Here is a 23,794-nt window from a genome sequence, read left to right as displayed (position 1 = left end):
GTTCAGCTTCGACGTCTCGGTGTGGGAGTTCTTCTGGCCGCTGATGGAAGGTGCGCGCCTGGTGATGGCGCTGCCTGGCGACCACCGCGACCCGGCGCGCCTGGTGCAGCTGATTACCGAGGAAGGCATCACCACCTTGCACTTCGTGCCCTCGATGCTGCAGGCCTTCGTTGGTGACGAGAGCGCCGCCCGCTGCACCTCGCTGCGCCGCATCGTCTGCTCCGGCGAGGCGCTGCCGGTGGAGCTGCAACGCCAGACGATGGCACTGCTGCCCCAGGCGGGGCTGTACAACCTCTACGGCCCCACCGAAGCGGCCATCGACGTCACCCACTGGACCTGCGTGGAGGAGGGCAAGGACGCCGTGCCCATCGGCCAGCCCATCGCCAACCTGCAGACCTACGTGCTGGACGCCGAACTGAACCCGGTGAGCCCCGGCGTCACCGGCGAGCTGTACCTGGGCGGCATCGGCCTGGCGCGCGGCTACCACCGCCGCCCGGCGCTGACCGCCGAGCGCTTCGTCACCAGCCCCTTCGGTAACGGCGAGCGCCTTTACCGCACCGGCGACCTGGCGCGCCAGCGTGAGGATGGGGTGATCGAATACGCCGGGCGCATCGACCACCAGGTGAAGATCCGTGGCCTGCGCATCGAACTGGGCGAGATCGAAGCCCGCCTGCAGGAGCAGGACACCGTGCGCGAAGCCGTGGTGGTGGCCGCCGACGGCCCCAGCGGCAAGCAATTGGTGGCCTATCTGGTGCTTGAGCAGGCCGACGCCCTGGAGGGGATCAAGGCCCACCTGGCGGCGGTGCTGCCGGACTACATGGTGCCCAGCCAGTGGCTGCTGCTGGACCGTATGCCGCTCTCGCCCAACGGCAAGCTGGACCGCAAGGCCCTGCCCAAGCCGGACATGGCCCAGTCGAGCCGTGACTACGTGGCCCCGGAGAGCGAGCTGGAGCAGCGCCTGGCCGCCATCTGGCAGGACGTGCTCCGGGTCGAGCGGGTCGGGCTGAACGACAACTTCTTCGAGCTGGGTGGGGATTCCATCGTGTCGATCCAGATCGCCAGCCGTTCGCGCCAGGCTGGCCTGGAGGTGTCGCCGCGGCGGGTGTTCGAGAACCAGACCATTGCCCAACTGGCCGCCGCCCTGGCTGGACTCGCGCCGTCAGTCGAGCAGGCACAGCCCGTCGCCCGCGTGGAAGTCAGCGCGGAGCGCCGTGCGGCATTGCCGGTGGCGGAGAGCGAGATCGAGGACGTCTACCCGCTGTCGCCGATGCAACAGGGCATGCTGTTCCACACCCTGGAGGACAGTGGCGAGGCGCTCTACATCAACCAGGTCAGCCTGCCGGTGGCGGGCCTCGACCTCGACCGCTTCGCCGACGCCTGGGCCTTCGTCACTGCCCGTCACGACGTGCTGCGCACCAGCTTCCACTGGCAGGCCGGTGACCCCTTGCAAGTGGTGCATCGCCACGCGCAGATGCCGATCCGCGTGCTCGACTGGCGTGACCGCGCCGTGACCGACGAAGCCCTGAAGGCGCTGGCACGCGAGGAGGCGTTGCAGGGCTTCGACCTGGCGAAGGCGCCGTTGCAGCGCATGCTGCTGGTGCAGCTTGGCGAGTCCCGCTACCAGATGATCTGGACCAGCCACCACATCCTCATGGACGGCTGGAGCAGCTCGAACCTCTTCGCCGAGGTGCTCGAACGCTATGCCGGCAAACCACTGGAGGAACGCGCGGGACGCTATGGCGATTTCATCGCCTGGTTGCAGGGCCAGGACCAGAGCGCGCTGGAAGGCTTCTGGCGCGAGCGCCTGGCGGACTGCGAGCCGACCGCTCTGGCCCAGGCCGTTCACCCGCGCCACGACGGGCAGGGCAGCGGCCACCACGCGCTCTACTCCAATTGGGATACCCGCTGGACCGCCCGCATGCAGCAGTTCTGCCGGCAATTGCGGATCACCCCGAACACCCTGATCCAGGGCGCCTGGCTGCTGTTGCTGCAGCGCTACACCGGGCAGCGTCGCGTGGCCTTCGGCGCCACCGTGGCGGGGCGGCCGGAAAGCCTGCCCCACGCCGACAGCATGCTGGGGCTGTTCATCAACACCCTACCGGTGATCCAGGAGCTGGAGCCGACGCAGCGCCTGGACGACTGGCTGCGCCAGTTGCAGGGCTACAACCTGGACATCCGCGCCTGGTCCCATGCGCCGCTGGCGGATGTGCAGCGCTGGTCCGGCCTCGGCGGCCAGGCACTGTTCGACAGCATCATCGTGTTCGAGAACTACCCGATCGACCAGCGCCTGCGCGAAGCCGAACCGGCCGGGTTGAGCTTCGGCCAGTCCGACGACCTGGGGGTGACCAACTTCCCGATGGACCTGGCGGTGCACCTGGGCGACAGCCTGATGATCGAATACATGTACCTGCGCGGGAGCTTCTCCGAGGCGGCGGTGGAGCGTATCCGCCAGGTGATGGAGGACACCCTGGAGGCCATGCTGCGCCAACCCGAGGAGCGCCTGGGCAACCTGCAGCGCCTGTCGGCTGCGCAGTTGCAGGCGGTCACGGACTGGAGCCTGCCGGGCGAGGCGAGCCACTCGCCGGCGTTGCTGCCGGAGCTGATCGCGCAGCAGGCCGCCCGCCGGCCCGAAGCGACCGCGCTGGTCTGTGCCGGGCAGCGCCTGAGCTACGGCGAACTGGAGCGTCGCGCCAACAGCCTGGCCCGTGAGCTCGTGGCCGGGGGCGCCGGACCCGAGACCGTGGTGGGGGTGGCGCTGGACCGCTCCCTGGAGCTGGTGGTCAGCCTGCTTGCGGTGATGAAGGCCGGCGCCGCCTATGTGCCGCTCGATCTGGAGTACCCGGCGGAGCGCCTGGCCTACATGATCGAGGACTCCTCGATGGCGCTGCTGATCACCCGCAGCGACCTGCGTGCGGGCGTGCCTGTCGTCGAGAGCCTGCAGGTGCTTGAGCTTGATGCACTGGCAGCGTTTGGCGACGGCACGCCGCTGCCCAGCCGTCTCGACCCGCGCAACCTGGCCTACCTGATCTACACCTCGGGCTCCACCGGCCGACCCAAGGGCGTGGCGGTGACCCACGGGCCGTTGAGCATGCACTGCCAGGCGATCGTCGGGCTCTACGGGATGGGCGATGACACCCGTGAGCTGCACTTCATGTCCTTTGCCTTCGACGGTGCCCACGAACGCTGGCTGAGCACCCTGTCCAGCGGCGGCACCCTGGTGATCCGCGATGGCGGCCTGTGGACGCCGGAGCAGACCCTGCAGGCCCTGCACGAACACGGCATCACCATCGCCTGCTTCCCGCCGGCCTACCTCAAACAGATGGCCGAGTTCGTGGAGAGCAGCGGTATGCCGGCGCCGCCGGTGCGCATCTACTGCTTCGGCGGTGATGCAGTGCCGGAGCAGAGCTTCGAGCAGGTCAAGGCGGCGCTGCGCCCGCAGTACTTCACCAATGGCTACGGCCCCACCGAGACGGTGGTGACGCCGATGCTGTGGAAGGTGCCGGTCAGCGGGCAGTGCCAGGCGGCCTACGCGCCCATCGGTCGCGCCGTTGGCCAGCGCTCGCTGCATGTGCTGGACGAGAACCTCAATCCGTTGCCGGTCGGGTTCGCCGGCGAGCTGTACATCGGCGGCGAAGGCGTGGCCCGGGGCTACCAGGGACGCCCGGAGCTGACCGCCGAACGCTTCGTCCCCGACCCCTTCGGCCAGCCGGGGGCGCGCCTGTATCGCACCGGCGACCTGGTGCGCCTGCGCGAGGACGGCATCCTCGACTACGTCGGGCGTATCGACCATCAGGTGAAGGTGCGTGGCTTCCGCATCGAACTGGGCGAGGTCGAGGCCTGCCTGCGCCGCCAGGAGGGCGTCGAGGATGCCCTGGTGGTGGCGCGGGACGCGGCTTCCGGCAAGCAGTTGATCGGCTACGTGGTCTGCCCGCAGGTGGACGCGGGCGAGCGCCTGAAGGCCGCGCTGCGCCTTGAGCTGCCCGACTACATGGTGCCGGCGCAGGTCATCGCCCTGGCGGCGTTCCCGGTCACCCCCAACGGCAAGCTGGACCGCAAGGCGCTGCCCGAGCCGAGTTTCCAGCAGGATGCCTACGTGGCCCCGCGCGATGAGCGCGAGCGGCTGCTGGCAGGCATCTGGGCGGAGGTGTTGCAGGTGGAGCAGGTTGGCGTCACCGACAACTTCTTCGAGCTGGGTGGCGACTCGATCCTCTGCCTGCAGGTGGTGTCGCGGGTGAAGAACCACCCGCAACTGGACCTGGAGCTGAAACTGCGCGACCTGATGCGCTACCCGACCATTGCCGGCCTGTGCGAGCGGCCCGTCGAGGCGACGAGCACGATGGCTGTGGTGGAGACCCGGCAGGCCGTGGAGGGCGCCTTCCGCCTGCTGCCGATCCAGGAGTGGCTGTTCGCCGAGGAGATGGCCGAGCCGCACCACTTCAACCAGGCCCTGATGCTCAAGGCCCGCCGCCCGCTGGACCTGGACGCCCTGGCACGCGCCCTGGCGGTGATCGAGCGCCATCACGACGCCTTGCGCCTGCGCTTCACCCGTGACAGCGGACGCTGGATGCAGCACTACCAGCCCGAAGGCGTCGGCGAGTCGGTGCTGTGGCGCCGCGAGGCCGCCGATACGGCGGAGCTGGAGCGCCTGGCCAACGAGGCGCAACGCAGCTTCGACCTGGCCCGTGGGCCGATGTGGCGGGCGTTGCATGTGACCCTGCCGGGTGGCGAGGCGCGCCTGCTGCTGGTGATCCACCACCTGGTGGTGGATGCGGTGTCCTGGCGGGTGTTGCTGGAAGACCTGCGCAGCGCTTACGAGGCCTGCTGCCTGGGTGAGGTGCCCCGTCTGCCGGCGCGCAGCAGCAGCTACCGCGCCTGGGTCGAGCGCCTGGTCGGCGACGCGCCACGCATCGCCGCCGAGGAAAGCGACTGGTGGCTGACACAGTTGGACCACCCGGTCCGCGACCTGCCATGCGACAACCCCCGGGGCCGCAACCAGGTCAGCCAGCAGGCCGTCGCGCGCATGGCGCTGTCGCCGGCCCATACCGCGCGCCTGCTCAAGGAAGCCCCGGCTGCCTACGGCACCCAGATCAACGACCTGCTGCTGACGGCCCTGGCCCGTGTGCTGTGTCGCTGGAGCGAGCAGGATTCGGTGCTGGTGCAACTGGAAGGCCATGGCCGTGAGGACCTGTTCGAGGCGCTCGACCTGTCGCGGACGATCGGCTGGTTCACCAGCATGTTCCCGGTGCGGCTGGCCCCGGCGGACAGCCTGGGCGACTCCATCCGGGCCATCCAGGGCCAACTGGCCGCGATCCCCAACAAGGGCATCGGCTACGGCGTGCTGCGCCACCTGGGCGATGCGGCCCTGGGCCAGCGCCTGGCGGGCTTGCCCCAGGCGCGGGTGACCTTCAACTACCTGGGGCAGCTCGACCAGAGCTTCGACGAGCAGGCGCTGCTGGTGCCGGCGGTGGAAGACACCGGTGACTGCTACAGCCCCGTGGCCCGCCTGGCCAACTGGCTGGAGGTCATCGGCCAGGTCTACGACGGCAGCCTGGCGCTGCGCTGTGTCTACAGCGTCCGTCGCTACCGGCCGGAGACGGTGCAGGCGCTGATGGAGGCCTACCGTGCCGAGCTGGAAGCGCTGATCGACCATTGCCTGGAGCAGGTGGGTTGAGCCATTTCGACATGCAACCGGCGGCGGCCGCTGGGGCCGCCGCTACATCGAGGATCATCATGCTGCACCCTGAACTCGAAGCCTTTCTCGACCTGGCCGAGGCCAATCTTGCCAACGACCCGCTGCATCGCCTGGCACCCGTCCGGGCGCGCCAGGTCTTCCAGCAATCCACCGAGCAGTTGCGTTGGGCCGTGGCCGGCGAGGTGACCTGCGAGGCACTGGAGGCGCCGGCCCGCGATGGTCAGCGCATTCCCCTGCGGCTCTATCGCCCGGCCGGAGCGGAGGGCGCTCTGCCGGTGCTGGTGTATTTCCATGGCGGCGGGTTCGTCGTCGGCAGCCTCGACAGCCACGAGGGCGTGTGCCGTGAGCTGTGCGCGCGTTCCGCCTGCGTGGTGCTGGCGGTGGGCTACCGGCTGGCACCGGAGCACCGCTTCCCCATGGCCCTGGAGGATGGCGAGGACTGCCTGGCCTGGCTGGCCGGGGAGGGCGCGCGGTTGGGGGTGGACACCGGGCGCGTCGCCTTCGGTGGCGACAGCGCCGGCGCGACCCTGGCCACGGTGCTGGCCATCCAGGCAGCCCGGCAGGGCGAGCAGGCGGTGATCGTGCCCCGTGCCCAGTTGCTCTGCTACCCGGTCACCGATGCCAGCCGGCAGAGCGTGTCGCGCACCTTGTTCGGCGAGGGCTACCTGCTGGAAAGCGAAACCCTGGAGTGGTTCTACGACCACTACGCCCGCACCCCGGCGGACCGCAGCGATTGGCGGTTCTCACCGTTGCTGGCCGACGACCTCGCGGGCGTGGCGCCCGCCATCATCGCGCTGGCCGGGCTCGACCCGTTGCTGGACGAGGGCCGGGCCTATGCCGGGCGCCTGCGTGAGGCGGGCGTCGAGGTGGAGCAGGTGGAGCTGCCCGGCCTGACCCACGACCTGCTGCGCATGGCCCTGGTGGTACCGGATGTGCTGCAGGTCTACGACCGGCTCGCAGTGGCGTTGCGGGCGTTGCTCCGCGCTTAGGCGCCGTCTCGATGAAGACAGGCCCCGCCCCGGCGGGGCTTTTTCGTGAAGGGCTCCGAGAGTGACCCGTTAATGCCCCGTCGTACAGGTAGCCCGGGCTGATGTGGGGCGCGTGCCATTTCCCGGACTGAAGTCCGGGCTACGGGTGGTGTGCCGGCAGTGCTGCGCAGTGGGCGATTCCATGCCAGGGCGCAGGGTGGACCGCGCTTCACCGGTCCACCCTGCGGGTTCATCCGTGATGGCCTGCGCATCAGGGACGCACACTGTACGAGTAGCCCGGGAATCCGTGGCTGGTGTGGGGCGCGTGCATTTCCCGGACTGAAGTCCGGGCTACGGGTGTGGTGTGCTGTGGGAGCGGATTCATCCGCGAGGCTTTTGTCGGCTGAACGAAAAAGGCCGCCCCTGGGGGCGGCCTCGTGGTGGCGGCGTGACTCAGTATTCCCAGCGCAGGCTGGCGGTCAGGCTGCGGGGGTCGCCGTACAGGTCGCTGTAGACGCTGGTGCTGGCGTAGTACTTCTTGTCGAACAGGTTGTTGACGTTGAGGCTGCCGGTAAAGTGCTCGTCGAAGCGGTAGCGTGCCAGCAGGTCCACGAGGGCATAGCTGCCTTGGGTGGCGGTCGCCTTGATCTGCTTCTCGTAGTAGCTGGTGGCGCTCTCCCAGCGCACACCACCGCCGACGGTGAGGCGGTTGAGGTCGCCGGTCAGGTCGTAGGTGGTGAACAGCTTGAGGGTGTTGCGCGGGAAGCCCACGTTCACGTCGACGCCTTGCGGGTAGTAGGTGTTCACGTGGCTGTAGCCGGCCTGCAGTTGCCAGCCCGGCATGAGTTCACCCGTGGCTTCCAGCTCGACGCCCTTGACCTTGATCTTGGAGGGCTTCACCAGCTCGTTGTCGAAGGCGTCGTACAGGCCGGTGCCGACCGCGTAGTTGCTGAGCTTGGACTCGAACAGGGCAGCGGTGAGGTTGAGCTTGCCGTCGTAGTACTCGGCCTTGGTGCCCACTTCGTAGCTGTCGCCTTCGGTGGGGTCCATGAACTTGCCTTCGACGGTCCGGTTCGACTGCGGCTTGTAGATGCTGGTGTAGCTGGCATAGACCGAGTAGGTGTCGTCCAGGTCGTAGACGATGCCGGCGTAGGGGGTGACTTCGCCGGTCTCGCGCTTCTTCAGGCTGGTGGGCTCGTAGCCGTAGTAGGCGGAGGTCTGGTCCACCTTGAAGTAGCTGAGGCGGGTGCCGAGGATCAGCGACAGGTCGTCGGTGGGCTTGAACCGGGCGGTGGTGTAGGCCGCGTACTGTCGCTGGCTGTACTTCAGGTCGCCGATGCGGTTGAACGGTGGCTTGGAGATGTCGCCACGCCATTCGTAGACGTTGGGAATGGCCGGGTTCCAGCCGCTGCCACTGCGGTCGACCCACAGAGGGTAGGCGCCGGTGTTGCTGCGGTAGCGCATGGCGCTGGCGCCCACCACCAGTTCGTGCTCGCGGCCGAACAGGCTGAAGGGGCCGGAGGCGTAGGCGTCCACCGAGTTCTGCTCAGGCTTGCTCGGCCATTTGGCGAAGTAGAGGCTGGTGCCGGCGCCGGTCTGCTGGTTGGGGTAGCCGTTGCTGCTGAACCAGCCGTACTCCACGTCGTTGCGGTCGCGCACGTTGGCGACGGCGACCTTGGCCAGCCAGTCGTTGTCGAAGCGGTGCTCGTAGGTGCCGAAGATCGAGGTGCGCTGGCGGTCCGCATGGCTCCAGTCGGCGGCGGAGTTGAACGAGCGCTTGAAGTCGGTGCGCTGGCCGTTGCTGTAGAACGCCGGGAAGCCGAAGTAGCCGCAGGCGTCGCAGTTGCGCTCCTGGTAGTCGAGACCGAGGCTGATGGTGTCGCGGTCGCTGAGGTCGGCTTCGATGATGCCGTAGGCCACCTTGCGCTCGGTGCTGAGGCGGTCGACGAAGGAGTTGGCGGTCTGGTACGCCGTCACCATGCGGCCGCGCAGGGTGCCTTGCTCGTTCAGCGGGCCGGAGACGTCGACTTCGGTGCGGTAGTTGTCCCAGGAACCGGCGCTGCCCTGGATTGAGGCGGCGAATTCGCGGGTGGGGCGTTTGCGCACCATGTTGATGGTGGCCGAGGGCTGGCCGATGCCGCCCAGCAGGCCGGTGGCGCCGCGCACCACCTCGACCCGGTCGTAGACGGCCATGTCGTTGGACTGGCTGCTCATCGCCGGTTCGAAGACGGTGGGGATGCCGTCCACTTGGAAGTTCTCGATCTTCATGCCGCGGGAGAAGATGCCCACTTCGTCGTCCGAGGAGTTGCTCTTCTTCTTGTAGAGCACGCCCGGTGCGTTGGTCAGCACGTCTTCCAGGCTGTTCATCTTCTGGTCACGGATGCGCTGGCTGGTGATCACGCTGACCGATTGCGGGGTCTCGCGGATGGACAGCGGCAGCTTGGTCGCCGTGCCGGTGGCACCGGTGGTGTAGGAGCCGGTGCCCTCGGTGGTGGCCCCCAGGCCGGTGGAGACCACGGAGGTGGCGCCCAGCTCCAGGGTGCTCTGGTCCGCGGCACTGAGGGTGACGCTGTTGCCATTGACCTGGTAGCTGATGCCCTTGCCGCGCAACAGCATGTCCAGTGCGACCGTGGGCTCGTAGCGGCCCTTGATGGCCTGGGTGCGCTGGTTGTTGACCAGGCTCGGGCTGTAGAGGATCTGCAGGTTGCCTTGACGCCCCAGCTCCTGGAGTGCGCTCGACAGGGATTGGGCGGGAATGTCGAGGTTGACCTCCTGGGCCTGCACCAGGCTGGCGTAGGGAGCGGTGAGTGCGAGGCCGATGCTGCTGGCGAGCAGGGTGGGGCGCAGTGAGCGATGAAGCATGACCTTCAAACGGGGTGAAAGAGACTTCGTCATCGAGATGTTCCGCTTTTTAATAGTGAGTAGTGTTCGCATTTAGTAGGACGGAAGACCGCCCGGAAACCGGAAAACTTTTTTCACGCCGGTTGGCGATGGGTGACGGCAGTACCGTTGCGCAGCTGGATGAGTTGATCGGCCAGCTCGAAATACCGGTCGTCATGGCTGATGACGATGATGGTCTTGCCCAGGCGTTTCAGCTCGGGCAGCAGCTCGGTATAGAAGATGCGGCGGAAGGTCGGGTCCTGGTCGGCGGCCCATTCGTCGAACACCAGCACCGGGCGCCGCTCCAGCCAGGCGTTGACCAGCGCCAGGCGCTTGCGCTGGCCGGTGGAGAGGTCGGTGGTGGTGAAGGCGCCGTCGCGGATCTGCACCTTGTGGGCGATCTCCAGGCGCTGCAGGTACTTGTCCGCATCCGGTGGGATGGCGTCGCTGCCGTGGAGCAGGTCGTCGAACAGGTAGTAGTCGGCGAACACCGTGGTGAACAGTTGGCGGTAGTCGTCTCGGGTGCGGGCGGTGACGGCCTGGCCATCCAGCAGGATCTCGCCCTGGTCCGGGGTGTAGAGACCCAGCAGCAGCTTGATCAGGGTGGTCTTGCCGCAGCCGTTCTCGCCGACGATGAAGAGGATCTCGCCCTGCTCGATGCGCAGGTCGATGGGCCCCAGGGCGAAGGGCGCGGCGCCTTCTACCGGCGGGAAGGCGAAGCGCACGCCCTTGAGCTCCAGGCTCTGCAGCTGGCGGTCCGGCACGTCGGGGGCCTCCAGCAGCAGGTAGGGCTCGGGGGAGGAGAACTGCGCCGAGAGTTCACCGATGCGGCGGAAGGCGATCTGCGCGCGGCTGACGATGGGCAGGGTGGAGACCAGATGCTCCAGCGGGCCCTTCATGTACAGCAGCACCAGCACGAAGCCGCTGGTGGCCACGGCGTCCGCCAGGTTCCAGGCCTGCTGGATCACCAGCAGCAGCCCGATGACCACGAAGAACAGCATCGAGCCGAGGCTCTTGGCGATCACGAAGATGTTGATGGAGCGCACGTGGGTGTCGCGGATGTAGTCGGCGGTGCGCTGGATGCGCTCGCCGAACATGCGCTGGCGGCGCGGGCGGCTGATGCGCAGCTCCTTGGCGCCGGAGGCGATGCCGCTGTAGTGCTTCTGCAGTTCGTCCTCGGCTTCGCGGGCGGCGTTGAAGCCGTGGATGCCGCGCAGCCGCGCCAGGTACTGGATGGCGGTGCCCAGCAGCACGGCGAAGGCGGTGACCAGGAACATCGGCCAGGACAGCCAGGCGAGGTAGCCCAGGCAGCCGGTGGTGACCGTCAGCGAGATGGCCAGGGGGGCGAAGGCGAAGGCCAGGTCGCTGACGGTGTCCACGTCGTGGGTCAGCACCGGGATCAGGCGGTGGCTGCGGTAGCGCTCGATCTGTTCGATGGGCGCGCAGAGCACCTTGCGTCCCAGGTCCTGGCGCAGGGTGGCGATGACGTGCTGGCCCACGTAGTTGGTGCCCATGTCCGAGCCGATGGAGCAGGCCAGCGCCAGGGCGCAGAGGCCGATGAAGGTCAGCAGGGTGCCGCTGGTCAGGCTGCCTTCGGCGTGCAGCAGGCCGTTGATGGTGGCCAGCAGCGCGGTGACGCTGAAGCCGCCGAGGATGCCGAGGGCGATGGAGAGGGCGACCAGGCCGCGATAGGGCCGGATCAGGGTGAGCAGTTCACGCAGGGCGCCGGGGGCTTGTGTGTTCATGGGCAGGTCCGGATGGGGGCACGGGAAGGCGGGTCGGGCGACCCGCGACCGTGGCGTGTTCCGGGCGGCGCGACCTCATGGAGTAGACGCGCCGCAAGGCGCCTGATTTAGCCGCCGGTGACGGCGTGGGCTGTGCGGCTCACAGCTCCCGCGCCACCCGCAGCCCCAGCCAGTCGCCGCGCACGTAGGGCTCGCGGTAGTTGCGGTTGCCCGAGCGGGAGAAGATCGGCGGCTCGCTGTAGTCGTTGCCGCGGATGTGGCGGTACTCGCAGTTGGCTTCCTCCCATGCGCTGCCATCGCTGGGGGCGCCGACGTAGCTGTCGTGCAGGCAGTCCGCCACCCATTCGTAGACGTTGCCGTGCATGTCGTGGACGCCGAAGGCGTTGGCCGGGAAGCTGCCGGCTGGGGAGGTGTAGTTGAAGCCGTCGGCGGCGCCGTAGGTGTTGGCGTGCCGGGCGATGCTGTAGTCCTTGCCTTCGTCGAAGGGGAAGGGGAACGGGCCTTCGCTGCCGGCGCGGGCGGCATACTCGCGTTCGGCTTCGCTGAGCAGGCGGTAGTGCTTGCCAGTCTTCTTCGACAGCCAGGCGACGTAGGCCCGGGCCTCGTCATGGTCCATGCACACGGCGGGCTGGTCCGGGCCCTGGGGGTAGCTGGGCTTGCCGTTGGTGCAGCGGCGGCCGGGGCGGTCGTCGCCGTCGGGGAGGGTGATGCGGGCTTCCTTCATGTAGGCGTCCCATTCGCGGGCCAGCACCTGGAACTTGCTGATGGCGAAGGGTCTGGCGAAGGTCACGGTGTGCAGCGGGCCCTCGTCGGGCTGGCGGCCCACTTCGTGCTCCGGGGTGCCCATGGTGAAGCTGCCGGCGGGCAGCACCACCATTTCGGGGCAGTTCTTGCAGTCCTTGAAGACGCTGCCGGGTTTGTTGGCGTCGGCGGCCAGGGCCGGTGCGCTGACGAGCAGGGCGACGACCAGGGCCAGGGGTTGGGTTGCAGGCATGGCGATTCTCTTGAGGGGAAGGGGTCAGGCGAGCTGGGGGGCGAGGAGGGCCATCACCCGGTCGATCTGCGCTTCGTCGTTGAGCAGGCTGGGGGCCAGGCGCACCACGGGGCCGACGTCGCGGTCCACGGCGTCGCTGATCACCTTGCGCGCCAGCAGGTAGCGGGCGACGGCGTCGCAGGCGCGACCCTCGACGCGGAAGAAGGTGAAGCCCGAGGACAGTTCGCGGCTGCGCGGCGTCACCAGTTGCACCTTGGGGTACTCGGCCAGGCGCGCCTTGAGGTAGTCGTTGAGCTGGTGGATGCGCACCTGGACGTCGGCCTTGCCCAACTGCAGGTGCAGCTCGAAGGCTTTGCCCACCGCCAGGCGGTGGTCGAAGGCGTGGTAGCCACCGGGGGTCATCAGGGTGCCGAAGGTCTCGCCCCTGGTGAAGGTCGGCGTGCTGGGCACCAGGTGAGCCTGGGGCTGCGGGTCGCGGGCAATGATCACGCCGGTGCCACGGGGGCCGAACAGCCATTTGTGGGTGCCGGCGATGAAGTAGTCGCAGTTGAAGTCGGCGAAGTTCAGGTCCTCGACGCCGAAGCCGTGCACGCCGTCCACCACGTAGAGGAGGCGATCCGCTTCGTCGCGGCCCTGGTTGAGTTCCTTCACCAGTTGGCCGACTTCGCGCGCCGGCAGCTTCACGCCGCTGCCCGATTGCACCCAGGTCATGCCCAGTACGCGGGTCTCGGGGCGGATGGCCTGGCGGATGTTGTCGAGCATCTCGTCCACGGAGGCGAGATGCGGGTCCTTGAACAGGGTGACGCGCCGCACCGGCGTGCCCATGAGGCGTTCGCGGTACTCCAGGCGGGTGTTGGTGGAGTAATGCTCGTGGGCGCTGATGAGGATTTCCTTGCCGGGCGCCACCTGCAGGCCGCCGTAGATCATCGCCAGGCCGTCGGTGGTGCTGCCGGTGAGGGCCACCTGCGCGGGCTGCACGCCGAAGTAGCGGCCGGCCCAGGCGCGGACCTCGTCTTCATAGCCCCACAGTTCCTCGCGGTCCCAGTCCAGTACCTCGCCGGGGTTGGCATCCAGCCGGGCGCGGAAGTGGGCGATGGCCTCGCGCACCATGCGGGGGTGGGAGGTGAGCAGGAAGGTGCAGAAGTGCAGGTAGTCCGGGTCCAGGTCGAACTGCTCGCGCAGGGCCAGCCACTTGTCCGTGGCGGGGCGGTTCGGCGATGGGGCGGCCTGGGCGTTGCCGGCGAGGGCGGAGCCCAGGGGCAGGGCGGCGGCCAGCAGGCCGGCCTGCTTGAGGAAGGTGCGGCGGTCGCTCATGGGCGCACCTCCCCGGCGCTGGCCGGTGCGGCCAGGCGCTGCACCTCGCCCCACACCCGCAGGAAGTTGCCGCCCCAGAGCTTGGCGATGTCGGCGTCTGAGTAGCCGCGCTGGATCAGCTCGGCCGTCACGTTGCGCGACTCGCCGACGTTCATCCAGCCCTCGACGCCGCCGCCGTCGTTGAAGTCGCTGGCGATCCCCACGTGGTCGATGCCGACCTTGCGCACGGTGTAGTCGATGGCGTCCACCAGTTCCTTGACGCTGGCGCGGGGCTCTTCTTCGAGGATGGCGTAGAGCGCGCTGGCGTACTCGCCGAAGCGCTGCTCCGGCCAGATGGCGATGATCGGGTCACCCGGCATCAGCGCGTTGGCCAGGCCGTTGAGCGGCTGCAGGTCGAAGCGCGCGCGCAGGGCGTTGAGCTTGTCCAGGGTCGGCTGCGAGAGGGGCTTGAGGTAGGCGGGGAAGCCCACCACCTGGATCACGCCGCCGCTCGCCTTGATCTGCTGCATTTCCGCATCGCTGAGGTTGCGCGGGATGTCCACCAGCGCGCGCGGCGCCGAATGCGAGGCGACGATGGGGGCGCGGCTGAGACGGGCGACGTCTTCCAGGGCCAGGGTGGACATCTGCGACACGTCGATCACCACGCCCAGGTCGTTGAGTCGCTTCACCGCCTGCTCGCCGAGGGGCGAGAGGCCGCCGAGGGCGTCGGCGGTGTCGTTGAAGAAGGGCAACGGGCGCGAGGAGTCGGCCCAGGCGTTGTTGCCGACGTAGCTGAAGCCGAACAGGCGCATGCCGCGTGCGTGCCAGGCGTCCAGCGCGTTCAGGTCCTCGCCCAGGGGGTAGGCGTTGAGCATGCTGATGACGATGGCGAACTTGCCTTCGCCGTGCAGGCGGCGGAAGTCCTCGGGGCTGTAGGCGATGCCGACCTGGTTGGGGAAGTCGCGCACCAGGCCGCTGATGATCCTGTAGCGCAGCTCCTGCTGGTGGCGGGCCTCGTCGACGAAGGCAGCGGTGGGGCGATGGGGCGCGTTGGGACCGTTCCAGATCTCCGGCCAGCCGAAGATGGTCAGCGCCGCACCGGAGAGACGCCCGCGCCCGGCCTTGACCAGGTCGAACTGGCCTTCGCCGTCCTTGTCCGCCTCGTTGCCTTCGGTGCCGAAGTCGGTGGGCACGGTGATGTGGCTGTCGAAGGAGAGGATGCGTTCCTGCAGTTCCTCCGCGTGTTGCATCACGTCCCGAGGATAGGGCGCGGCCTGCCGCAGGAAGAAGTACCAGGTCGCTGCCGCGACCAGCGCCAGGAGGATCGCCAGGGCGATCAGGTAGAGGGCCTTGCGGGTCGTGTTCATTGCCATCCCGTTCGTTGCCAGGGGTTGATGCCGAGCGCACCCGGGGTGGGTGCCCGTGTCGGAAGAACGAGGGCAGGGTGGGGAAATTTAGAATCGGGCGCTGTTGATCCGTTGCGGGAAACGACCTGTGTCCGAAGCGCACTCCAGGGTTTTCCCGTGGCCGGGAAAGTGAGGCGGCGAAACCTGCCCCTTCAGGAGGCCGAGCGGAGTCGTTGCGCAGGGGGACGAGCGGCATGGATGCCGCGAGAGGCGCGCCAGGCCATGGATGGCCCATCGCGCCGGCCCCCGAAGCAACGATGGAGCGAGGGAAGTCCCGCGAAGCGGGGCCCGGATGTCGGGGCAAGCCCTTTTGGCTCCTTTTGGGGCGATTGCCAAAAGGGGCTCGCCCGGGAGGGCGAAATAGAAAACACCCGCAAACTCGGTAATCAACCTGATGCCGGACGTATCAGCAAAGCAGCCATAAATTTACCCCCCGTTACCTCGTTCTAGCGGGATAGGCGTGGCTGACACGGATGCGATGTAGCGATGAGGTTTTCCAGACGTGGGTTCATGGGGGCGCTGGCGGTGGCCGGCGCAGCGGTACCGGCGGTGTGGTACGCGCGGCGTGAGCCGGATTACGACGAACCCCTCGAACCGGACCAGGTGGAAACCCCGGGGGAGGCCACGGTGGACGCCGCCGATTGGGGCGGGGTGCGCCTGGCCACCCAGTTGCGCGGCATCTGGGACCTGCGTTTCGACGGCCTCGACGGCGGCCTGGACGGGCTGCCCCGCGAGGGCGTGGAGATGCTGCTGGACATCGGCCCCACCGGCCGGGCCCTGCGCGGCTGCATCGACCAGGGCGCCGCGCTGCGGGGCACGGGTGAGCCCCGTTACCGGGTGCTTGGCGAGGTGGTGGACCAGGACGGCAAGCGCATCCGCTGGCGCCTGGTCCCGGCCGGCGAGTCGGCCCCCAGCCATGAACTGGAAGCCGTGCTGGACGAGGTCTGGGGCAACTGGGCCCAGGCCGGTGACGCCAGCCTGAGCGGGCGCATCCGCCGCATCGACCGGCCCCTGGCGCTGCCCGAGCCGGACAGCCGCTTCGTCGCCCGCAAGCGCGCCTTCCCCGAGGCGCGGCAGGTGACACCCCTGGAACCGGCGTTGCTGCAGTGGCTGGTGTCCCCCGAGCACCGCCTGTTCCACCAGCTCTGGCACGCCACCCGCGACAAGTGGCACCGCCTCGACGACCGTCGCCGCGATGCCCTGCGCGGCGCCGGCTGGCAACCCGGCCCACGGGATGCCGAGCGCGGTGCACGGGGCCGGCGCAAGCACCTCAACGGCTCCGGCGAGGACTTCCTCTTCATGCACCGGCACATGCTGGCCAAGGCACGCCACCTGCAGCCGGGCCTGCCCAACTGGAGCCGGCTGCCGTTGCCGTGCCCGTACCTGGAGCACGACCGCATCGGCTTCATCCGCTACCTGGAGAACCACGACGGCAACGCCGTGCCGCCGGCCTGGTTCGCCTGGGACGACGACGAACTGAGCCTGTGGCTGCACGACATCAAGTCCGCCCAGGCCTTCTACAGCAACTTCCAGGTCTGGGAGTCGCAGTACCAGGACCCGGACTACCTCGCGCGCCTGACCCTCGCCCAACTGGGCTCGGAGATGGAACTGAACATCCACGACTGGCTGCACATGCGCTGGGCCACCGTCACCCGCGACCCGTCCAACGGCATGCCGCTGCCCGGCGACCGCGACCAGGTGGACTACGGCACCCGCTGGTTCCGCGCCGACAACGACTACCTCGGCGACCCGTTCTCATCCCACGTCAACCCGGTGTTCTGGCGCTTCCACGGCTGGATCGACGACCGCATCGAGGACTGGTATCGCGCCCACGAGCGCGCCCACCCCGGCGAGGTGGTGGTCCGCGAGGTCCAGGGCGTGCGCTGGTTCGCGCCGGGGCGCTGGGTGGAGGTGGGCGACCCCTGGCTGGGCGCGCTGACCCATGGCTGCGGCGGGCTGGACGATGCCGGCGGCGGCGCCGGTGAACTGGAGGTGGAGGCCATGAAGCTGGCCCTGCGCATCACCTTCGGCGAGGACGACCTGGTCAGCCGGCTGCTGCCGCGAACGCCCCGGCGTCCCTGGTATGCGCGCCACCTCAAGCGTCGCGAGGAGGGGCGCTAGCCCTGGAAAGGGCGAGCACCAGATTCGTTCGATTATCGAACGAATAGTCGATTATCGGATTGTTACACCCGGAGGCGGGGGGTACCTTGCTCCCCAGCCGACCCCGGCCCGGGCCCGCCGCCCGTGGCTTCACCGGGTGTCGCCACGGGCGCGCCGCCAGGCCGTCCTGGACAACAACACGAGATCGACCATGGCTGAAATCATTTCCCTCCGCGAGGCCGTCGAGCGTTTCATCCACGACGGCGACAAGGTAGCCCTCGAAGGCTTCACCCACCTGATTCCCACCGCCGCCTCCCACGAGATCATCCGCCAGGGCAAGAAAGACCTGCACCTGGTGCGCATGACCCCTGACCTGGTCTACGACCTGCTGATCGGTGCCGGCTGTGCCCGCAAGCTGACCTTCTCCTGGGGCGGCAACCCCGGCGTGGGCTCCCTGCACCGTCTGCGTGACGCGGTGGAGAAGCAGTGGCCCAACGCCCTGGAACTCGACGAGCACAGCCACGCCGACATGGCCAACGCCTACGTGGCCGGCGCTTCCGGTCTGCCGTTCGCCGTGCTGCGTGCCTATACCGGCTCCGACCTGCCGAAGGTCAACCCGAACATCCGCTTCATCGACTGCCCCTTCACCGGCGAGACGCTCGCCGCCGTGCCGTCGGTGCGCCCGGACGTCACCGTGATCCACGCGCAGAAGGCCGACCGCAAGGGCAACGTGCTGCTCTGGGGCATCCTCGGCGTGCAGAAGGAAGCAGCCCTGGCGGCCAAGCGCTGCATCGTCACCGTGGAAGAGATCGTCGACGACCTCGACGCGCCGATGAACGCCTGCGTGCTGCCCACCTGGGCCCTGACCGCGGTGTGCCACGTTCCCGGCGGCGCCAGCCCGTCCTACGCCCACGGCTACTACGAGCGCGACAACCGCTTCTACCAGGCCTGGGACCCCATCGCCCGCGACCGCGACACCTTCACCGCCTGGATCGACGAATACATCCGTGGCACCAAGGATTTCGCCCAGTTCCAGCAGAAGCTTGCGGAGGCCAAGTGATGAGCGCCCAGTACAGCACCAACGAAATGATGACCGTGGCGGCTGCCCGTCGCCTGAAGAACGGCGCCGTCTGCTTCGTCGGCATCGGCCTGCCGTCCAAGGCCGCCAACCTGGCGCGCCTGACCTCGTCCCCGGACGTGGTCCTGATCTACGAATCCGGCCCCATCGGCGCCAAGCCGAGCGTACTGCCGCTGTCCATCGGTGACGGCGAGCTGGCCGAGACTGCCGACACCGTGGTCCCCACCGGCGAGATCTTCCGCTACTGGCTGCAGGGCGGGCGCATCGACGTCGGCTTCCTCGGCGCCGCCCAGGTGGACCGCTTCGGCAACATCAACACCACCGTGATCGGCGACTACCACACCCCCAAGGTGCGCCTGCCGGGTGCCGGCGGCGCGCCGGAGATCGCCGGTTCCGCCAAGGAAGTGCTGATCATCCTCAAGCAGTCCCAGCGCACCTTCGTCGACAAGCTGGCCTTCATCACCTCTGTGGGCCACGGCGAAGGCGGCGACCATCGCCAGCAGCTCGGCCTGCCCGGCAAGGGGCCGGTGGCCATCATCACCGACCTCTGCATCATGGAGCCGGAAGCCGGCACCCACGAATTCATCGTCACCGCGCTGCACCCGGGCGTGACCCGTGAGCAGGTGGTGGCCAACACCGGCTGGGCCATCCGCTTCGCCGACCAGGTGGCCGAGACCGCCGCCCCCAACGAGGTGGAGCTGAGCGCCCTGCGCGCCCTGGAAGCCCGCACCGCGGCCGCCCACGGCCAGCAAGGGGGTGAGGAATGAGCCGCGACGTCTTCATCTGCGATGCCGTGCGCACGCCCATCGGCCGCTTCGGTGGCGCCCTGGCCCCTGTGCGCGCCGACGACCTGGCGGCCATCCCGCTCAAGGCCCTGATCGAGCGCAATCCCCAGGTGCGCTGGAGCGAGGTCGACGAAGTCTTCCTCGGCTGCGCCAACCAGGCCGGCGAGGACAACCGCAACGTCGCACGCATGGCACTGCTGCTGGCCGGCCTGCCGGAAAGCATTCCCGGCGTCACCCTCAACCGCCTCTGCGCCTCGGGCATGGATGCGGTGGGCACCGCCTTCCGCGCCATCGCCTCGGGTGAAATGGAGCTGGCCCTGGCGGGCGGCGTCGAATCCATGTCCCGCGCGCCCTACGTGATGGGCAAGGCCGACAGCGCCTTCGGCCGCACCCAGAAGATCGAAGACACCACCATCGGCTGGCGCTTCATCAACCCGCTGATGAAGGCCCAGTACGGCGTCGACGCCATGCCGCAGACTGCCGACAACGTCGCCGACGACTACCAGGTCTCCCGCGCCGACCAGGACCTGTTCGCCCTGCGCAGCCAGCAGCGCGCCGGCCGCGCCCAGGCCGAAGGCTTCTTCGCCGAGGAGATCGTCCCGGTGGTGATCAAGGGCAGGAAGGGCGACACCGTGGTCGATGCCGACGAGCACCTGCGCCCGGACACCACCCTGGAAGCCCTCGCCAAGCTGAAGCCGGTCAATGGTGAAGGCAAGACCGTCACCGCCGGCAACGCCTCGGGCGTCAACGACGGCGCGGTGGCGCTGATCCTGGCCTCCGCCGAGGCGGTGAAGAAGCACGGCCTCACCCCGCGCGCCAAGGTGCTCGGCATGGCCAGTGCCGGCGTCGCGCCACGGGTCATGGGCATCGGCCCGGTGCCGGCGGTGCGCAAGCTGCTGGAGCGCCTCAACCTGGGCATCGACCAGTTCGACGTCATCGAACTCAACGAAGCCTTCGCCGCCCAGGGGCTGGCCGTGATGCGCGAGCTGGGCCTCCCCGACGACAGCGAGAAGGTCAACCCCAACGGCGGCGCCATCGCCCTCGGCCACCCCCTGGGTGCCAGCGGCGCGCGCCTGGTGCAGACCGCCTTGCACCAGTTGGAGAAATCCGGCGGCAAGCGCGGCCTGGCCACCCTGTGCGTGGGGGTAGGGCAGGGCCTGGCCCTGGCCATCGAGCGCGTCCAGCAGTCGAAGTGACCCAGGGTGGGCTTCAGCCCACCACGACTGCGCCCCAGCACGGTCGAGTGGGCTGAGGCCCAACTGAAGCCCACTCGACAGGCTGGATTCACTCCCATCGCCCTGCCAACCTAGGCCCACCCCCAACCGCTGCAACGAGGTCGCCTTGAGCAACCAACTCTTCGACGCCTACTTCACCGCCCCGGCCATGCGCGCGATCTTCTGCGACCAGGGCCGGGTGCAGGGCATGCTCGACTTCGAGGCCGCCCTGGCCCGTGCCGAGGCCCGCGTGGGGTTGATCCCCCGAGAGGTCGTCGCGCCCATCGAAGCCGCCTGCCGCGCCGATTTCTACGACTTCTCCGCCCTGGCCCAGGCCATCGCCACTGCCGGCAACTCCGCCATCCCCCTGGTCAAGGCCCTGGGCAAGCGCATCGCAGCGGCCAGCCCGGAGGCCGAGCGCTATGTGCACCTGGGCGCTACCAGCCAGGACGCCATGGACAGCGGCCTGGTGCTGCAACTGCGTGCTGCCATCGGCCTGATCGAGGCGGACCTCGCGGCCCTGGGCGACGCCCTTGCCGAGCAGGCCGAGCGCCACGCCGGCACCCCGCTGGCCGGCCGCACCTGGCTGCAGCAGGCCACCCCGGTGACCCTCGGCATGAAGCTCGCCGGCCTGCTGGGCGCCGTCACCCGCCATCGCCAGCGCCTGGCGGAACTCAAGCCGCGCCTGTTGTGCCTGCAGTTCGGTGGCGCCTCCGGCAGCCTCGCCGCCCTCGGCGAACAGGCCTGGCCGGTGGCCGAAGCGCTGGCCGTCGAGCTGTCGCTGAACCTCCCGGACCAGCCCTGGCACACCCAGCGTGACCGCCTGGTGGAGTTCGCCAGCCTGCTGGGCCTGGTCGCCGGCACCCTGGGCAAGCTGGGGCGCGACCTCAGCCTGCTGATGCAGACCGAGGCCGGCGAACTCTTCGAGCCCGCCGCACCGGGCAAGGGCGGCTCGTCCACCATGCCCCACAAGCGCAACCCGGTGAGCGCCGCCGTGCTCATCGGCGCCGCCACCCGTGCACCGGGCCTGGTGGCCACCCTGTTCGCCGCCATGCCCCAGGAGCACGAGCGCAGCCTCGGCCTCTGGCACGCCGAATGGGAAAGCCTGCCGGAGCTCTGCTGCCTGGTATCCGGTGCCCTGCAGCACGCGCTGCTGGTGGTGCCCGGCCTGGAGGTGGACGCCGCGCGCATGCGCCGCAACCTCGACCTGACCCAGGGCCTGGTGCTGGCCGAAGCGGTGAGCATCGCCCTGGCCCAGCGCATCGGCCGCGATGCCGCCCACCATCGGTTGGAGCAGTGCTGCCGCCAGGCGGTGAAGGAGGGCGCCCACCTGCGCGCCGTGCTCGGTGCCTGCGCCGAGGTCACCGCCGAGCTGTCCGCCGCCGAGCTGGATCGCCTGCTCGACCCCGCCCATTACCTCGGGCAGGCCCGCCGCTGGGTGGACCGTGCCCTCGCTGAACACACCACTTTCCCGCGCTAGGAGTTTTCCATGCCTGCCGTACGTCTCGCCGATGGCGACCTGAACTACCTCCTCGAAGGCCCGGCCGGAGCGCCGGTGCTGGTGTTGTCCAACTCCCTGGGCACCGACCTGCACATGTGGGACGCCCAGGTCCCGGCCTTTACCCGGCACTTCCAGGTGCTGCGCTACGACACCCGAGGCCATGGCCAGTCCTTGGTCAGCGAAGGCCCCTATCGCATCGAGCAGCTCGGCCGCGACGTGCTGGCCCTGCTGGATGCCCTGGACATTCCCAAGGCGCATTTCTGCGGCCTGTCCATGGGCGGGCTGATCGGCCAGTGGCTGGCCATCAATGCCCCCGAGCGCATCCAGCGCCTGGTGCTGTGCAACACCGCCGCCAGGATCGGTACCCCCGAGGTGTGGAATCCGCGCATCGACGCCGTGCTGGCGGGCGGGGCCCAGGCCATGGCCGACCTGCGCGACGCCTCCATTTCCCGCTGGTTCACCCCGGACTTCGCCGAGGCGCAGCCGGAGAAGGTCGAGGCCATCGTCGGCATGCTGGCGCGCACCTCGCCCCAGGGCTACGCCGCCAACTGCGCCGCCGTGCGCGACGCGGACTTCCGCGAGCAGCTCGCTGTCATCCAGGCGCCGACCCTGGTGGTCTGCGGCAGCGGCGACCCGGTCACCACCCCCGAGCACGGCCGCTTCATGCAGGCGCACATCGCCGGCGCCGAACTCGTCGAGTTCCCGGCCGCCCACCTGTCCAACGTGCAGGCCGGTGAGGCCTTCAGCCAGCGCGTACTGGCCTTCCTCAGCGCCTGAGTGCGCGCCGGATCACCCCGGGCTGAAGCCCGGGCTACCGCTTTCCCGACGCAGATGCCGCGTCCCCGCTCCACGACCCTGTTCGAGGCCCCATCGATGGACGAAAAAGAACGCTACGAAGCCGGCATGCAGGTCCGCCGCGCCGTACTGGGCGACGCCCACGTCGACCGCAGCCTGCAGAACCTCACGCCCTTCAACGAAGAGTTCCAGGAAATGATCACCCGCCACGCCTGGGGCGACATCTGGACCCGCCCCGGCCTGCCGCGCCACACCCGTAGCCTGGTGACCATCGCCATGCTCATCGGCATGAACCGCGAGGGCGAGCTGAAGCTGCACCTGCGCGCCGCGAAGAACAACGGCGTCACCCGCGACGAGATCAAGGAAGTGATCATGCAGAGCGCCATCTACTGCGGCATCCCCGCCGCCAACGCCACCTTCCACCTGGCCGAAGCCGTGTGGGATGAACTGGGGGGCGAGTCGCTGCACCCCTGATCGCCGAGCGACTCCCGGCCCAGGCTCCAGAGCCTGCGGCCGGGCAGGCTCGGGTTCACGCCGCTGTCATGTTCTGCCCGCCAGCCCCCGCCCCGAGCGGTCTCCCATCCGCCCTCCCGTAACCCCTCCTTGCCGCAGCGCCCTGTCATGTCAGGCAGGTTGCGCGCACCCCCGAACATTCCCGTCCTTGAGCGCCTCGTGCTCCCGAGGTTTTTTCCTTTGCCTGTCACCCGTGGCTGCGACTGTCAGTGCCATGGCCGAGCCGCACCGGGCTTCTGGAATGCGCCCGACCGGCCATGACCCGCTCGACAGCGAACCATCCACGTCCAGACACGATGAAAGGAGCTTCCTCATGTTCAAGCGCAACGTTCTCGCTGTTTCCCTGGCCGTCGCCGGCCTGTGTTCCGCCCAGGCCATGGCGGCCGTCGTCGGTGGCGGTGCCACCCTGCCGCAGAACCTGTACAACACCACCACCGTGCTGCCGTCCGGCTTCAACGCCTACATCGGCGTGGGCAGCGGCGCCGGCAAGGCTGCCGTGCTGAACAACGACGCCACCAAGCTCAACCTGCCCAGCGGCACCACCGTCGACTACGCCGGCAGTGACTCCGTACTGAGCGCCGCCGAACTGCTGGCCTACAAGAATGCCCACCAGTCCCCGACCGTGCCCGTCACCGATGCCAACAACTGGGGCCCGCTGGTGCAGATCCCCTCGGCGGCCACCTCGGTCACCATTCCCTACAAGAAAGCCGGCGTCACCTCGCTGAACCTGACCAGCGCCCAGCTGTGCGGCATCTTCTCCGGCAACATCACCAACTGGAGCCAGATCAGCAGCGCCTCCGGCCCGATCACCGTGGTCTACCGTGGCACCA

At 68.9% G+C, this 23,794-nt stretch carries 15 protein-coding genes; 10 read left to right on the top strand and 5 right to left on the bottom strand.

Features of this window, described 5'->3' with window-relative positions; translation table 11 throughout:
* Together A7D27_RS25095 and A7D27_RS25090 are read left to right on the top strand one after the other, a co-directional pair.
* Positions 1–5,671: non-ribosomal peptide synthetase (locus tag A7D27_RS25095; RefSeq protein ID WP_139134185.1), on the top strand; the 5,671-nt coding region annotated here is incomplete at its 5' end.
* A 56-nt stretch (positions 5,672–5,727) separates the two neighbouring features.
* Entirely contained in the window at positions 5,728–6,681 is a 954-nt protein-coding gene (locus A7D27_RS25090; RefSeq protein WP_069566471.1) for an alpha/beta hydrolase, read from the top strand.
* 432 nt (positions 6,682–7,113) lie between these two features.
* Here A7D27_RS25090 and A7D27_RS25085 read toward each other — a convergent pair whose 3' ends face one another.
* The 5 genes from A7D27_RS25085 to pvdM all read right to left on the bottom strand — a co-directional run bounded on the left by A7D27_RS25085 (position 7,114) and on the right by pvdM (position 14,945).
* On the bottom strand, positions 7,114–9,555 hold the full coding sequence (locus A7D27_RS25085; protein ID WP_165679277.1) for a TonB-dependent siderophore receptor: 2,442 nt from the start codon (positions 9,553–9,555) through the stop codon (positions 7,114–7,116).
* Positions 9,556–9,635: 80 nt separating this feature from the next.
* A complete protein-coding gene (locus tag A7D27_RS25080) occupies positions 9,636–11,285 on the bottom strand; it encodes a cyclic peptide export ABC transporter (protein WP_069566469.1) in 1,650 nt (549 codons plus the stop codon).
* A gap of 139 nt (positions 11,286–11,424) precedes the next feature.
* Entirely contained in the window at positions 11,425–12,279 is an 855-nt protein-coding gene (locus A7D27_RS25075; protein ID WP_069563156.1) for a formylglycine-generating enzyme family protein, read from the bottom strand.
* Between the two features lie 24 nt (positions 12,280–12,303).
* A complete protein-coding gene (pvdN, locus tag A7D27_RS25070) occupies positions 12,304–13,593 on the bottom strand; it encodes a pyoverdine-tailoring periplasmic protein PvdN (protein WP_069563155.1) in 1,290 nt (429 codons plus the stop codon).
* On the bottom strand, positions 13,590–14,945 hold the full coding sequence (gene pvdM, locus A7D27_RS25065; RefSeq protein ID WP_069563154.1) for a pyoverdine-tailoring dipeptidase-like protein PvdM: 1,356 nt from the start codon (positions 14,943–14,945) through the stop codon (positions 13,590–13,592). Before pvdM ends, pvdN begins: the two co-directional genes overlap by 4 nt.
* Positions 14,946–15,464: 519 nt before the next feature.
* On the opposite strand from pvdM, the gene A7D27_RS25060 reads away from it, so the two are divergent.
* The 8 genes from A7D27_RS25060 to A7D27_RS25025 all read left to right on the top strand — a co-directional run.
* A complete protein-coding gene (locus A7D27_RS25060) occupies positions 15,465–17,099 on the top strand; it encodes a twin-arginine translocation signal domain-containing protein (protein WP_069563153.1) in 1,635 nt (544 codons plus the stop codon).
* 190 nt (positions 17,100–17,289) lie between these two features.
* Positions 17,290–18,138 (top strand): CoA transferase subunit A, encoded by an 849-nt coding sequence (locus tag A7D27_RS25055; RefSeq protein WP_069566468.1) that lies wholly within the window; start codon positions 17,290–17,292, stop codon positions 18,136–18,138.
* Positions 18,138–18,923 carry a CoA-transferase subunit beta gene (locus A7D27_RS25050; protein ID WP_069566467.1) on the top strand — a complete coding sequence of 262 codons (786 nt, stop codon included), beginning with the start codon at positions 18,138–18,140 and terminating at the stop codon, positions 18,921–18,923. The genes A7D27_RS25055 and A7D27_RS25050 overlap by 1 nt, the downstream gene beginning before the upstream one ends.
* On the top strand, positions 18,920–20,137 hold the full coding sequence (pcaF, locus tag A7D27_RS25045) for a 3-oxoadipyl-CoA thiolase (protein WP_069563150.1): 1,218 nt from the start codon (positions 18,920–18,922) through the stop codon (positions 20,135–20,137). Before A7D27_RS25050 ends, pcaF begins: the two co-directional genes overlap by 4 nt.
* 145 nt (positions 20,138–20,282) lie before the next feature.
* Positions 20,283–21,635, top strand: a complete 1,353-nt coding sequence (locus A7D27_RS25040; RefSeq protein ID WP_069566466.1) for a 3-carboxy-cis,cis-muconate cycloisomerase — start codon at positions 20,283–20,285, stop codon at positions 21,633–21,635.
* Between the two features lie 9 nt (positions 21,636–21,644).
* Positions 21,645–22,433 carry a 3-oxoadipate enol-lactonase gene (gene pcaD / locus A7D27_RS28495; protein ID WP_069566465.1) on the top strand — a complete coding sequence of 263 codons (789 nt, stop codon included), beginning with the start codon at positions 21,645–21,647 and terminating at the stop codon, positions 22,431–22,433.
* A gap of 96 nt (positions 22,434–22,529) precedes the next feature.
* Positions 22,530–22,925: a 4-carboxymuconolactone decarboxylase gene (gene pcaC / locus A7D27_RS28490; RefSeq protein WP_069566464.1), complete on the top strand. Its 396-nt coding sequence runs from the start codon at positions 22,530–22,532 to the stop codon at positions 22,923–22,925.
* Positions 22,926–23,277: 352 nt separating this feature from the next.
* A partial coding sequence (locus A7D27_RS25025; protein WP_177343743.1) for a substrate-binding domain-containing protein occupies positions 23,278–23,794 on the top strand: 517 nt, incomplete at its 3' end.

The organism is Pseudomonas sp. 1D4 (assembly GCF_001728925.1).
Classification (GTDB): Bacteria; Pseudomonadota; Gammaproteobacteria; order Pseudomonadales; family Pseudomonadaceae; genus Metapseudomonas; species Metapseudomonas otitidis.
This window is presented reverse-complemented; position numbering and strand designations above follow the sequence as displayed.

What these genes read in the sequence shown, in the direction of transcription:
- A7D27_RS25085 (WP_165679277.1), bottom strand. Translation starts at nt 9,555, where the DNA reads ATGACGAAGTCTCTTTCACCCCGTTTGAAGGTCATGCTTCATCGCTCA.
- A7D27_RS25080 (WP_069566469.1), bottom strand. Translation starts at nt 11,285, where the DNA reads ATGAACACACAAGCCCCCGGCGCCCTGCGTGAACTGCTCACCCTGATC.
- A7D27_RS25075 (WP_069563156.1), bottom strand. Translation starts at nt 12,279, where the DNA reads ATGCCTGCAACCCAACCCCTGGCCCTGGTCGTCGCCCTGCTCGTCAGC.
- pvdN (WP_069563155.1), bottom strand. Translation starts at nt 13,593, where the DNA reads ATGAGCGACCGCCGCACCTTCCTCAAGCAGGCCGGCCTGCTGGCCGCC.
- pvdM (WP_069563154.1), bottom strand. Translation starts at nt 14,945, where the DNA reads ATGGCAATGAACACGACCCGCAAGGCCCTCTACCTGATCGCCCTGGCG.
- A7D27_RS25060 (WP_069563153.1), top strand. Translation starts at nt 15,465, where the DNA reads ATGAGGTTTTCCAGACGTGGGTTCATGGGGGCGCTGGCGGTGGCCGGC.
- A7D27_RS25055 (WP_069566468.1), top strand. Translation starts at nt 17,290, where the DNA reads ATGGCTGAAATCATTTCCCTCCGCGAGGCCGTCGAGCGTTTCATCCAC.
- A7D27_RS25050 (WP_069566467.1), top strand. Translation starts at nt 18,138, where the DNA reads ATGAGCGCCCAGTACAGCACCAACGAAATGATGACCGTGGCGGCTGCC.
- pcaF (WP_069563150.1), top strand. Translation starts at nt 18,920, where the DNA reads ATGAGCCGCGACGTCTTCATCTGCGATGCCGTGCGCACGCCCATCGGC.
- pcaD (WP_069566465.1), top strand. Translation starts at nt 21,645, where the DNA reads ATGCCTGCCGTACGTCTCGCCGATGGCGACCTGAACTACCTCCTCGAA.
- pcaC (WP_069566464.1), top strand. Translation starts at nt 22,530, where the DNA reads ATGGACGAAAAAGAACGCTACGAAGCCGGCATGCAGGTCCGCCGCGCC.